At 65.1% G+C, this 13,162-nt stretch carries 10 protein-coding genes; 2 read left to right on the forward strand and 8 right to left on the reverse strand.

Annotated features, from left to right (window positions below; all coding sequences use genetic code 11):
- Positions 1-373: 373 nt before the first annotated feature.
- The 6 genes from P5W98_RS10735 to P5W98_RS10760 form a co-directional block, all read right to left on the reverse strand.
- Positions 374-1,765, reverse strand: coding sequence for a dienelactone hydrolase family protein (locus tag P5W98_RS10735; protein ID WP_421024511.1), 1,392 nt, complete (start codon positions 1,763-1,765; stop codon positions 374-376).
- Between the two features lie 530 nt (positions 1,766-2,295).
- Positions 2,296-2,748: a YchJ family protein gene (locus P5W98_RS10740; RefSeq protein WP_421024512.1), complete on the reverse strand. Its 453-nt coding sequence runs from the start codon at positions 2,746-2,748 to the stop codon at positions 2,296-2,298.
- A gap of 134 nt (positions 2,749-2,882) precedes the next feature.
- Positions 2,883-3,560: an SDR family oxidoreductase gene (locus P5W98_RS10745; protein WP_421024513.1), complete on the reverse strand. Its 678-nt coding sequence runs from the start codon at positions 3,558-3,560 to the stop codon at positions 2,883-2,885.
- A gap of 90 nt (positions 3,561-3,650) precedes the next feature.
- Complete coding sequence (locus tag P5W98_RS10750; protein ID WP_421024514.1) at positions 3,651-4,844, reverse strand: acetyl-CoA C-acetyltransferase; 1,194 nt, start codon at positions 4,842-4,844, stop codon at positions 3,651-3,653.
- A gap of 15 nt (positions 4,845-4,859) precedes the next feature.
- Positions 4,860-6,677, reverse strand: coding sequence for a bifunctional isocitrate dehydrogenase kinase/phosphatase (aceK, locus tag P5W98_RS10755; RefSeq protein WP_421024515.1), 1,818 nt, complete (start codon positions 6,675-6,677; stop codon positions 4,860-4,862).
- Between the two features lie 71 nt (positions 6,678-6,748).
- Entirely contained in the window at positions 6,749-7,174 is a 426-nt protein-coding gene (locus P5W98_RS10760; RefSeq protein WP_421024516.1) for a MerR family transcriptional regulator, read from the reverse strand.
- A 236-nt stretch (positions 7,175-7,410) separates the two neighbouring features.
- Between P5W98_RS10760 and P5W98_RS10765 the strand changes: the two genes are divergently transcribed.
- Positions 7,411-8,481, forward strand: a complete 1,071-nt coding sequence (locus P5W98_RS10765) for an MBL fold metallo-hydrolase (protein WP_421024517.1) — start codon at positions 7,411-7,413, stop codon at positions 8,479-8,481.
- An 87-nt stretch (positions 8,482-8,568) separates the two neighbouring features.
- Here the strand turns inward: P5W98_RS10765 and lolA are convergent, their stop codons facing one another.
- The gene (lolA, locus tag P5W98_RS10770) at positions 8,569-9,279 is read right to left on the reverse strand and encodes an outer membrane lipoprotein chaperone LolA (protein ID WP_421024518.1); all 711 of its coding nucleotides are present in this window, start codon (positions 9,277-9,279) and stop codon (positions 8,569-8,571) included.
- A gap of 74 nt (positions 9,280-9,353) precedes the next feature.
- Positions 9,354-11,669, reverse strand: coding sequence for a DNA translocase FtsK (locus P5W98_RS10775; protein ID WP_421024519.1), 2,316 nt, complete (start codon positions 11,667-11,669; stop codon positions 9,354-9,356).
- 366 nt (positions 11,670-12,035) lie between these two features.
- On the opposite strand from P5W98_RS10775, the gene trxB reads away from it, so the two are divergent.
- Complete coding sequence (gene trxB, locus P5W98_RS10780; protein ID WP_421024520.1) at positions 12,036-13,028, forward strand: thioredoxin-disulfide reductase; 993 nt, start codon at positions 12,036-12,038, stop codon at positions 13,026-13,028.
- Positions 13,029-13,162 lie beyond the last annotated feature (134 nt).

Genomic DNA, 13,162 nt, shown 5'->3' on the forward strand with positions numbered 1-13,162 from the left:
CTCCTGCTGGTGTGTCCTGCTGGTGTCCTGCCAGGCAACGGGCCCGAGATTAACGCGTTCAATTCCGCAATGCACTACCCCCGAAATGGCCTTGAAAGGCCCGCTCGCACGAGGTTCGGCGCGGTTCGGGACAGCTGCGCACAGTTCTTTTGCGAAGACCCGAAATGCCCGCAGATGACGACGGCAAAGTGAAGCGCGCTTGTGCAAAAAAATCTGCGGCCGCACGCCGAAAAAGACGAGCGCGTACGCCGCGGTCGAACTCGAGCGCGAAGGCAGGAGCGCAACAGCGGTGAGAAAATAGTGGGAAAAACGAGGGAAACGAGGGAGCGGTGGCAGCGCGACGATGCGCGCGCCAGCGATGCGTCAGGCGCGCTTAACGGCTCGCGAGTGCGTGTGCGGTATCCGCATCGGCGGCAACGGCATTGCCGTCGTCGGCGTTGTCGTTTTGCGCCGTGGCGGTGTCGTTAGACCACACGACATGGCTGTTCACCGCGTAGAGGCGGCACGGATCCGAACTGTGCTTCTGGCAGTTCGCAACGGCGACAGCCATCGGATTGTCGCCGCCCTCGGCCCACGACCATGCGCCCGAATCGGACACGGCAAAAGCACGGCTCGGGTACTGCTTGAGGAAGTTGCGATAGCCGTCACGGCCCGCCTGATCGAGGAACGGCACCGCGCTCACCGAATCGATCGATGCGTAGCCCGTGGCGCGCGGCGCGGCTTGCGTCGCTACGCGATATTCCACGGCCGTGGGCATACCCTGGTTCGCCAGGAACGCCTCGACCTTGGGCCACCAGACCTGCACGCCGTCGCGGTCGCCCACGAGGCGATGTGCATCGTTCTTGTACGAGCCGAAATCGACGAGTTGCGCGCCCGCGCCCGGCTGCGCGGAACGAAACGCCGCGAACATCCGCGTAACGAGATCGGACGTCCACACCGAATCGTTGTCGCCGTAGAGCCAGAGCGAGGCTACGCGGGCCTTCGCGCCGTAATCGCCGAAGGCTTCGGTCAGGTTGTTCTGCCAGCCGGTGCAAGCGTCCTGGCGCAGGCCGCCCGAGAAGTTGATGAGCGCGCGCACGCCGTGCGCGGCTTCGGTGCCGTAGGCCATGGTCGCGAGACCGCCATGCGAGGTGCCGGCGACGACGATATGGCTCGCGTCCACGTACGGCTGCTTCGCCATGTAGTCGACCGTGGTGGCCACGTCGGCGGCCTGGCCCAGGCCGTTGCTCGCGACGTCGCAGCCGTCTTGCTGATAGTCGCCGCCCGAGCCGGCGAAACCCCGGCGGTTCGGCGCGACGACCACGTAGCCGCGGCGCACGAATTCGCGCGCGAACGACGTCGGGTCGCTGCGCGGCTGCATGCGCGGGTCGCCCTGAATTTTGCCGTGATTGAACACCACCATCGGGAACGGGCCAGGACCGTCGGGACGGTAGACCGTGGTTTCGAGCGTAACGCTCGGGTCGCCGGCCACGGGAATGTGAATGATCTGCTGATTCATGTCGGCGCGCACGACGGGCAGATACGTGTCGCCGAGTGCGATGCGCGGCACGTTCGCACTGCCGAGCGGGCCGTTGGCGAACGACGCAGCCGCGCCTTGCGAGGCGTCGCGATGCGCGTTCGAATGCGTGGCGGACGGCGTCGACATCAGCGCTGCCTGAGCGCTGGCGGCGGCAGCCGGGTCGGAAAGCGACGCTGCATGAGCAACCGACAGCACACACGCCGTGCCGGCCATCGCCCATCCGGTAAGAAGCTTCCTGAACGCCATGCGCAACACCCGCCTGCGAAAAAACCGCCGTCAATCTGCGTACCGAACCACTGCGCGAACGTCCCCTGCCCACTGCGGGCACAACAGCACACGGCGCGCCTGGCCGGGAGGCCTGGCGTGGTCGCAACCGATGCTGCGGGGGAGAACACGGATCGGAACACCTGTGCGGCGCCGATCTGCAAACTTTCAGATCCGCCGCCAGCACCCGTCTTGTGATCGCCGCGAGAAATGTCTTTTCAACACTTGCTTACGTGGCGTAACGAGCACCGTGATTGCATCGTCGCACGACAATTATTTGTTGCGCAATTCAGGGGTAACCCGGCATAAGGCGTGCCAACGAAGGGCCAGTTCCTCGTATACCTTGACGCGCGGCGCATAGCGGGATTTCGGGGCGGTCGTGAGCCGCGGCGAAATAACGATCATTCACACAGTCATATGTCGCCGCTCGCTAAGGCCCCGTTTTTTTGCATTAAGTGATTGTTTATAAAGGCGTTGTTTTAGCCGCCACGGCAGCGGCGCAAGGACTGCCCTCAGCCTTCGAGGATGTCGCCGTCGACGTAGCGCCAGCGGCCGTCGTCGCCGCGCGTGAAGCGGCTCAGTTCGTGCAGACGAAAGGCGCGCCCGCCGCTCTTGTGGCGCGCGACGAACTCGACGCGCGCATGCGTCTCGTCGATGGGCTCGTGGCGCTTGACGGCAAGCCCGAGCCAGCGCGGCGCGCCGGGCGCATCGGGGTCGACGTCGAGATCGGCGGGACAGGTCTCGGCGGCCCAGGTCGCGCGCAGGTAGCCGGCTTCGCCAAGCACATAGGCCGTGTAGCGCGAGCGCATCAGTTCGAGCGCCGTGGCGGGCAGCGCGCCGCCGTCGATAAAGCGGCCGCAGCAATCGGCGAAGCGCGGGGGCTTGGCGCCCGATTTCAGGTTGGGGGCGGCGCCGCCGCAAGGACATTCGAGCGGGCGCTTCGCGCGCGTGGATTGAGCAGACATTCAATATCGATCCTTCTCACGCACTTCGTGCGCTTTCAGCAGAACAAAAAAACAAGGGCCGCTCGCGCCAGCGCTGCGGCCCCTACGTGCAATGGCTGCGCAATTATTGCGCGGATATTGCGTGGATCGGGCGCTCACCAATCGAGCTCGGTCCCGTCGTACTGGAAAAAGCGTCCGTTGAAGACCTCGCGTGCCGCCGCGGCTTCCGCCACCACTTCGCGCATGCCGGCGACGCTCGCCGTCACGTCGATGGCCGCCTGCGCGCCGCCCATCTCCGTGCGCACCCACCCCGGATGCAGCGCGATGCAAGTCGCCCGGCGCGTCTCCAGCGAGGTGATCTTGATGACGTCGTTCAAGGCCGCCTTGCTCGCGCGATAGAGCCAGCCCGTCGTGCCGGTTGTCTGCGTGATGCTGCCCATGCGGCTCGACAGCACGCCAAGCACGCCGAACGCCGCGTCGACGAGCGGCAGCAGAATCGGGATGAGCTGCATCGGGCCGCGCACGTTGGTGTTCATCACGTACTCGAAGTCTTCGGCGTTGATGGCTTCGACGCCCTCGGTGCGCGGGCCGTAGACGCCGGAAACGATGAGCGCCACGTTGAGCCGCTCGCCCTCGAGCTTCGCGCCGAGCGCGGCAATGTCCTCGGGCCGCGCGATGTCGAGCGCGAACGCCTGCGCGCCCAGCGCGTTGAGCGCCGTGCGCGCTGCCTCGGAGCGCGCCGTGGCCAGCACGCGCCAGCCGGCCTTCGCATACTGGCGCGCGAACTCGAGGCCGAGGCCTCGCGACGCGCCCACAATCAACGCTGTTTTCATGTCGCCGCCTTTTCTGGGTGCCGCGGCTATGCAGCGCCGCGTGCCAGCGATGGGAGGCGCCGCTGCGTGCGGCGCCCGTCACTCGGAAGCCTACATGAGTTCGACGCCCATTGCGGTCGCTTCGCCACCGCCGATGCATAGGGTCGCCACGCCGCGCTTAAGACCGCGCGCGCGCAGAGCGCCGATCAGCGTAACGAGAATGCGCGCGCCCGATGCGCCGATCGGATGGCCCAGCGCGCACGCGCCGCCGTTCACATTGACCTTCTCATGCGGCAGATCGTGCTCCTTCATCGCGGCCATGGTGACCACGGCAAACGCCTCGTTGATCTCGTAGAGATCGACGTCGGCGGCCTTCCAGCCGGTCTTCTCGAAGAGCTTCGCGATCGCGCCCACCGGCGCGGTCGTGAATTTCGCGGGCTGCTGCGCGAAAGTCGAATGGCCCGTCACGCGCGCGAGCGGCGTGACGCCGAGGCGCTTCGCCGTGGACTCGCGCATCATCACGAGCGCCGCCGCACCGTCCGAGATCGAAGAGGAATTCGCGGCCGTCACCGTGCCGGTCTTGCTGAAGGCGGGCTTGAGCGTCGGGATCTTGTCGAGATTGGCCTTGAACGGCTGTTCGTCGCGCTCGATCATGGTCTCGCCCGCACGCGTGGCCACCTTGACCGGCGCGATCTCCCAGGCGAACGAGCCGTCCTCGTTGGCGCGTTTCGCGCGCTTGAGCGACTCGATCGCAAAGGCGTCCTGGCTCTCGCGCGAAAAAGCGAATTCGCCCGCGCACTCCTCCGCAAACGTCCCCATGAGGCGGCCCTTGTCGTAGGCGTCCTCGAGGCCGTCGAGGAACATGTGATCGAGCACCTGGCCGTGCCCCATGCGCATGCCCGCGCGTGCCTTGGGCAGCAGATACGGCGCGTTCGACATGCTCTCCATGCCGCCCGCGACGATCGCTTCGGCCGAGCCCGCCAGCAGCATGTCGTGCGCGAACATCGCCGCGCGCATGCCCGAGCCGCACATCTTGTTCACCGTGGTCGCGCCCGCCGCGAGCGGCAGGCCCGCGCCGAGCGCCGCCTGGCGTGCGGGCGCCTGGCCCAGGCCGGCAGGCAACACGCAGCCCATCACCACTTCGTCAATCTGCTCGGGCTTCAGGCCCGCGCGCTCGAGCGCGGCCGCAATCGCCGCCGCGCCCAGTTGCGGCGCGCTCAATGCGGCGAAATCGCCCTGAAAGCCCGCCATCGGCGTGCGCGCCGCCGCCACGATCACCACTGGATCCATCTGCGTCTCACTCATGCTCTCTCTCCTTTTTCAATCAATCGACGATGCGAAATTCGAGTCTGTACGTTGTTCGTGCGGCGCGAAGCGCTCGGGATAGCGCGTGCGAAAACGCACCGCCGCGTCATATGGCAGGCAGTCGGGCACCTCGCCCGCCAGCAGGCGCGCCTGGCTCTGCTGCCATAGCGCGGGGTCGAAGAAGTCCGCGTGATGCTCGAGGAAATAGCGCCGCACGCGCGTATCGCCGAGCAGGAAGGTGCGGTACGTCTCCGGAAAAATATCGCGCGGACCGACTCCGTACCATGGCTCGCTCGATAATTCGTCTTCCTCATGAACTGGCGCGGGCACCGCGCGCACGTTGCATTCGGTCAGATACTCGATTTCGTCGTAGTCGTAGAACACCACGCGGCCGTGGCGCGTCACGCCGAAATTCTTGTAGAGCATGTCGCCCGGAAAGATATTCGCGCGCATCAGGTCCTTCACCGCGTTGCCGTATTCGCGGATGCCGTGCTCGACCTCTTCGTCGCTGCCGTTTTGCAGCCAGATGTTGAGCGGCACCATGCGGCGCTCGATGTAGAGGTGGCGAATCACGAGATTGTCGCCCTCGTACTCGATCATCGAAGGCGCAAGCGTTTCGAGTTCGCGCACGAGCGCCTCGGAGAGGCGCGCAACGGGCAGCGCGACGCTGGAATATTCGAGCGTATCGGCCAGACGCCCGAGCCGGTCGTGACGCTTCACGAGCTGATACTTCGCCTCCACCTGCTCACGCGTGGTCTCCTTCGGCGCGGGAAAGCTGTCCTTGATCACCTTGAACACGTACGGAAACGATGGCAGCGTGAACACGATCATCACCATGCCGCGAATGCCGGGTGCGGCGACGAACTGATCGCTCGAATGCGAGAGATGGTGCAGCAGATCCCGATAAAACAGGTTCTTGCCCTGCTTCTGCAGCCCGAGCGACGTGTAGATCTCGCCCTTCGCCTTGCGCGGCATGATCGTGCGCAGAAACTCCACGTAGGCGGACGGCACGCCCATATCCACGAGGAAATACGAGTGCGAGAAGCTGAACATGATCAGCAACTGATCGGTGCGCAGCAGCACAGTGTCGAGCACGAGCATGCCGCCTGGCGTGTGACGGATCGGCACTACGAACGGCGCGAGCAGATCGCCGTTGATGATGCGCCCGACGATGTACGCTGACTGATTGCGAAAGAACAGCGAAGCGAGCGCGTGAATCTGGAAGTTGGGCTTGGGCTCGACCACGCCGAAGGTGTCGAGCATCGCGCGCATCACGCAGTCCACATCGCGCGCGAGGTCCTCGAACGGCGTTTCGAGCTGAAAATTCGTGACGATGCGCGCGAGCGTGGCCGCCAGCCCGTCCCTGGCCGGATAGTACGCGCGATAGGTGGGCTTGGCCGCGGGCTCGTCGTTCTCGATGTACTCGGTTGAGATCGCGGGCCGCACGAAAATGAAATCGTTGTTGAAATACGAGCGATGCAGGATCTTGCAGCACACCGAGTTGAAGAACGTCTCGGCGCACTCGGGCTGCCGGTGCGTCGTCAGCAGGCCGATGTAATGAAGCTTGATCTGCTCCCAGACCTCGTCGTCGATGTTTTCCGCGTCGTACTCGTCTTCAAGCGCCACCACGCACTCGCGCACGCGCTCGTCATAAGAGGCGATGCGCTCGCGCGCGAGTTGCTGCAGGCCGTGCCAGTCGCGCGCCTCGAAGCATTCGCGCGCCCGCACGGCCACCGCGCAGAAGTTGCGGTAATGATGGTCGAAGCCCTCGAGCATCGTCTGCGCAACGTCGAAGCCGATCTGCGATGAAAGCAGTTTCGGGAAATGTCTCATGACGCATTCACCTCGGCTCGGCGGCTTGGTGCAGGAACGTGCAGAAATGGGCAATGACGGGCCAGCGCCGGCTACTGATCGTCGGGCAAGGTGTGCGGCGCGATCCGCTCGCCGGCACCGTTCTTCGCGAGCAGCGCACGCGCCTGCGACTCGTACTGCGCGAGGTCTTCGAGCGTGGCGTCGAGGTCGGCGCGCTGGCGCTCCAGTAGCTCGCGGTGGCGCACGACGGTGGCGAGAAACGCCTGGAGCTGCGGCTGCGTATCGGTGGGCGAGTCGTAGAGATCGAGCAGCGCGCGGATCTCGTTGAGCGTGAAGCCGAGGCGCTTGCCGCGCAGCGTGAGCTTCAGCCGCGTGCGGTCGCGCCCCGAAAACACGCGCTTGAGTCCGCTCGCGCCTTCGCGGCTCGGCGCGAGCAGGCCCTGATCCTCGTAGAAGCGGATCGCACGCGGCGTCACGTCGAATTCGCGGGCAAGCTCGGTAATCGTGTACTGGGTCATGTGGAAAAAGCGCGCCTCGCGCAAGCCGGGTTCGGGCTCGACCGGGCAGAAGGGCTATCGTTGGAGTCGACGTTTACGTTATCGTCAACTCAAGGGTTGCGCAACAGCCGGTTTGTGCCGCGTATCGGAACACTCTCCCGAACTGCCTGCAGGAATGGCGCAATGCAGCGACAATGAGGCGAAGCGGCGGCGCCAGCCGCCCACAGTCCACCATAACGACGCGAGACGACTCTCCAATGAACGCCCTCGAACACCAGCTCGACTATCCTTTCGCCGATACCCTGCCCGAGCCCGGCCTCGCCTTCGAAGTCGCGCCCGGCGTGAAATGGCTGCGCATGCCGCTGCCCTTCGTGCTCGATCACATCAACCTCTGGCTGCTGCGCGACGAGATCGACGGCCAGCAAGGCTGGACCGTGGTGGACTGCGGCATCACCGACGATACGATCAAGGCGCGCTGGGAGCAGGTGTTCGAAACCCAGCTCGAAGGCTTGCCGGTGCTGCGCGTGCTCGTCACGCACTGCCATCCGGACCATATCGGCCTTGCGCACTGGATTTGCGCGGGCGGCGAGAAGAAGCGCTGGGACGTGCGCCTGTGGACGACGCTCGGCGAATACATGAGCGCGTGCGTGCTGGCCTCGGGCAACGGCTCGAACGCGGGCGGCGAAGGCGCGGCGCGCCATTTCGCGCGCCACGGCGTGAGCGACGAAGCCTCGCTCGAGCAACTGCGCAACCGCCGCAATTACTACTCCAATCTCGTACCTGCGCTGCCGGGGCAATACCGCCGCCTGCGCGAGGCCGACACGGTCACGATCGGCGGCCGCGGCTGGCGCGTCGTTACGGGTTACGGCCATTCGCCCGAACATTGCGCGCTGCTGTGCGAATCGCTTGGCGTGCTGATCTCGGGCGACATGGTGCTGCCGCGCATCTCGACCAACGTATCGGTGTTCGACATGGAGCCGGAAGGCAACCCGCTCGGCCTGTACCTCGAGTCGCTCGGTCGCTACGAGGCCATGCCCGAAGACACGCTCGTGCTGCCCTCGCACGGCAAGCCGTTTCGCGGCGTGCGCACGCGCATCGGCCAACTGCGCGCGCACCACGACGCGCGGCTCGCCGAAGTCATGGAGGCCTGTGCGCACACGCCAAAAAGCGCCGCCGACATCGTGCCGCTCATGTTCAAGCGCGCGCTCGACATGCATCAGCTGACGTTCGCGATGGGCGAAGCGCTCGCGCATCTGCATCTGCTGTGGTTCGCGGGCAAGCTCAAGCGCACGATCGACGAGAAAGGCGTGGTGCGCTTTTCGGCCTGATTGCGTAAGCAGATAACAAGAAACAAAAGGGGGCGGCTCAATCGAGCCGCCCCCTCTTCTTTGCCGCATCACATCACGCCGCGAAAATCAGTTCCCGCCACCCGTAATCAGGTCGGCGCCCTTGGGCCGCACGAACTTGAACGCCGACGCCGGCAGCGACGGATTCTTCTCGATGTTGGAGAACGTGAGCAACGTCACGTTGCCGAACACGTCGTGCAGTTCCATCGCTTCAAGGTTGCCGTCACGAAAGCCGATGCCCACGCTCTTGAACTGCGTGTCCTTCGACTTCGGCACCAGTTGCAGCCAGTCGATGCCGTTCTTCACACCCGCGTCGGAAAGCGTGAAGTTTTTGTCCAGATCGTTGCTGCCGAACAGGATGGCCGCCGGGCTCGCGCCAAGCGCGCCGCCGAGCTTGCGCTCGGTGACCTGGTTCAGGTCCTTGTCGTAGACATAGAGATTGTCGCCATCGGATTGCAGCAGTTGCTGATACGGCTTCTCATAGGTCCAGATGAACTTGCCGGGACGCGAGAACACGAAGGTGCCGCTCGACGTCTTGGCGTTCGCCGTGGCCGTGGCAATGGCATCGCTCGCGTTCTTCGCGTTGGTGGGCGTCTTGAGCTCGCGCTGCACGAAGTTGCCGCGCGCGGCGTGCACTTGCGAGACGAACTGCTTCAGTTGATCGGTGCCACTCGCCCAGGCGTGCGACGCCATCACGAGCGACGCGCCAAGCGCGACGAAGATTGCGCGGCCCGCGCGGCCCAGCGTCAAACGGGTCTGTTGTCCAACCGGAAACTGCATCTGTCGTTCTCCAAAAACTTCCATGCGACCACCCTGAGTGCTCGCGCCGTCATGCGCGCGGACTCAAGGCAGACTCAATCGACCTCGCGCGTGGGCGCGAGAATCTCGCGGTTGCCGCTCGAAGACATCGCCGAAACGAGTCCCGATTGCTCCATCTGTTCGAGCAGGCGCGCCGCGCGGTTGTAGCCGATGCGCAGATGCCGCTGCACGAGCGAGATCGACGCGCGCCGGTTCTTGATGACCACCTCGACGGCCTGATCGTAGAGCGGGTCGGACTCGTCGCCGGTTCCGGAAGCGCTCGCCGAGCCTTCGTCGCCCTCGCCCGCCGTGCCGCCTTCGAGAATGCCTTCGATATAGTTCGGCTCGCCCTGCTCCTTGAGCTTGTCGACGACGCGGTGCACCTCGTCGTCGGACACGAATGCGCCGTGCACGCGCACAGGCAGCCCCGTGCCGGGCGGCAGATAGAGCATGTCGCCCATGCCGAGCAGCGACTCGGCGCCCATCTGGTCGAGAATCGTGCGCGAGTCGATCTTCGACGACACCTGGAACGCGATGCGCGTCGGCACGTTGGCCTTGATGAGGCCGGTGATCACGTCCACCGAAGGCCGCTGCGTCGCGAGGATCAGGTGAATGCCGGCGGCGCGCGCCTTCTGCGCAATGCGCGCGATCAGCTCTTCGACCTTCTTGCCGACCACCATCATGAGGTCGGCCAGTTCGTCGATCACCACGACGATGTGCGGCAGCTTTTGCAGCGGCTCCGGATCGTCGGGCGTGAGGCTGAACGGATTCGGAATCTTCTCTTCGCGCTTGTTCGCTTCGTCGATCTTGTTGTTGTAGCCCGCGAGATTGCGCACGCCCAGCTTGCTCATGAGCTTGTAGCGGCGCTCCATTTCGGCGACGGTCCAGTTCAGCGCGTTGCCGGCCTGGCGCATGTCGGTCACGACCGGACACAGCAGATGCGGAATGCCCTCGTACACGCTCATTTCGAGCATCTTCGGATCGATGAGGATCATGCGCACCTGCTCGGCGCTCGCCTTGTAAAGCAGCGAGAGGATCATCGCGTTGATGCCCACCGACTTGCCCGAGCCGGTCGTGCCGGCCACGAGCAGGTGCGGCATCTTCGCGAGATCGGCGCAAACCGGCTTGCCGCCGATGTCCTTGCCCAGACCCATGGTGAGCGCCGAAGGCGCGTCCGCATAAACGGCCGAGCCGAGGATTTCGGACAGGCGCACGGTCTGGCGGCGCTGGTTCGGCAACTCGAGCGCCATGTAGTTCTTGCCCGGAATCGTCTCCACCACGCGGATCGAAACGAGCGAAAGCGAGCGCGCGAGGTCCTTCGCGAGGCCCACGATCTGGCTGCCCTTCACGCCGGTGGCGGGCTCGATCTCGTAGCGCGTGACGACCGGGCCCGGATACGCAGCCACCACGGCCACGTCCACGCCGAAGTCCTTGAGCTTCTTCTCGATCAGGCGCGAGGTGAACTCGAGCGTATCGTCGGAGATCGTTTCCTGAGTCTTGGGCGCGGGGTCGAGCAGCGAGATCGGCGGCAAGGTGGAGTCGCCCGGCAGATCGGTGAAGAGCGGCACCTGACGCTCCTTCTCCACGCGCTCGGAGCGCTGCGGCGTGACCACGGGCGGCACGATCGTGACCGGCTCGTGCTCCTCGATCTTCACGCGGCCGCGCTCGACCTTGCCTTCGCGCTTGACCGCGGCGGCCTCGCCGAGCTTGCGGTCGCGGCCCGCTTCGCGGCGCAGTTGCGCCATCGTCACGGCATTGATGATCGACTCGCCGACCTTTTCGGCCACGCTCAGCCACGAAAAACGGAAATACAGCGACAAACCGATCGCAAGCGCCAGCAACAGCGCGAGCGTGCCGCCCGTAAAGCCCAGCGCGCTGGAGACGCCGCGCGCCACTGCCTCGCCCACCACGCCGCCCGGCGCACGCGGCAACTGCACCTTGAGCGACCACATGCGCAGCGCCTCGATGCCGTCGCAGGCGAGCAGCACGAGCACGAATGCGAAGCCTTCGGCGATCCAGCCGTGGTCGCGCGGTTTCTCGTCGTCGTCCTCGGGGAGCGCTTCGTGGCGCGTGATGCGCTGGTAATTCTTCGAAATGTGGCGCGCGAGCAGCACGACCCACCAATAGGCGGACAGGCCGAACAGCAGCAGCAGGATGTCCGAGGTCCATGCGCCGACGCGCCCTGCCCAGTTCGAGATATGGTCGACCTGAGCGGCGTGGGTCCAGCTCGGGTCGCGGCGGCTGTAGCTGATGAGCGCCATCAGCAGGAACACGCCGAGCGCGACCTGCAGGATCCAGCGGATTTCGGTGAAAAGACGCGACATGCGATTAGGCAATGCCTGCGCCTGCGCGGAAAAAGGAGCTTTGGCCATTGAATCCTGGTGATTCTTGATGCTTGCGCGGTCCGGGCGCACTGCCGGGGGCTCCGGCAGACCGGCGCGGCCGCCGACGTCTGATCCGGCCTATTGTAAACGCGTTGTTTAGACCCCGGCTGCCTCAACGCTGTAAATGAGGGTAACTGGCAACGGCGCCGCCGGCGCCGAACCCAGGCTATCGCGCCGATGAAAAACCTTGATAGCGCGGCGAAAGCTCCCGGCCTTTATAATTGCGGGCTGATGCCCAACTACCTGCGTGTGCCCCGCCGCACTCACCGGCGGCCGCCTGAGGATTCAGCTAACTGCACCAGGCCGCCGGCCCCGGGAACCCGCGCCACGCAGCGCCTTCTACGGAATTCGATCATGTCCGCAACCAAACACGCCAAAGTCCTGATTCTCGGTTCCGGCCCCGCCGGCTACACGGCAGCCGTCTATGCGGCGCGCGCGAACCTTTCGCCGCTGCTCGTCACCGGGCTCGCCCAGGGCGGCCAGCTCATGACCACGACCGATGTGGAAAACTGGCCCGCCGATCCGAACGGCGTGCAGGGCCCGGAACTGATGCAGCGTTTTCTCGAGCATGCCGAGCGCTTCAACACGGAAATCGTGTTCGATCACATTCACACGGCCAAACTCGATGAGAAGCCCATCCGCCTGATCGGCGACTCGGGCGAGTACACCTGCGATTCGCTCATCATTGCGACGGGCGCATCGGCGCAATACCTCGGCCTGCCGAGCGAAGAGCTCTTCATGGGCCGCGGCGTCTCCGCCTGCGCGACCTGCGACGGCTTCTTCTACCGCAACCAGCACGTCGCGGTGATCGGCGGCGGCAACACGGCGGTCGAGGAAGCGCTTTATCTCGCCGGCATCGCGAAGAAGGTCACGGTCATCCACCGCCGCGACAAGTTCCGCGCCGAGCCGATCCTGATCGACCGCCTGCTGGAAAAGGAAAAGGAAGGCGTCGTCGAGATCAAGTGGGATCACGTGCTCGACGAAGTCAAGGGCAACGAGGGCGGCGTGAACGGCCTGCGCATCAAGAACACGAAGACGGGCGAAACCACCGACCTCGATCTCCAGGGCGTGTTCGTCGCGATCGGCCACAAGCCGAACACCGACATCTTCGAAGGCCAGCTGGAGATGAAGAACGGCTACATCATCACGAACGGCGGCCTGAACGGCAACGCCACGGGCACGAGCGTGCCGGGCGTGTTCGCGGCCGGCGACGTGCAGGACCACGTCTATCGCCAGGCCATCACGAGCGCCGGCACGGGCTGCATGGCCGCGCTCGACGCGCAGCGCTATCTGGAAACCGTCAGCGAGATCGGGGCGCACGTGATGAGCGCCGAAGCCGAGCGCTGATCGATCCGCGCGAGCCGTTAAAATAGCGTCGTTAAACCAGACGGCGCACCGAGAGAGGGCCGCGGCCAGCCAGCCGGCGGCCCTTTGCTTTTACAGCGTTTTTTGCCGTCTTTTTTGCAGCGTTTTTCGCGTGC

Source organism: Paraburkholderia sp. A1BS-2L (assembly GCF_051125205.1).
GTDB lineage: Bacteria > Pseudomonadota > Gammaproteobacteria > Burkholderiales > Burkholderiaceae > Paraburkholderia.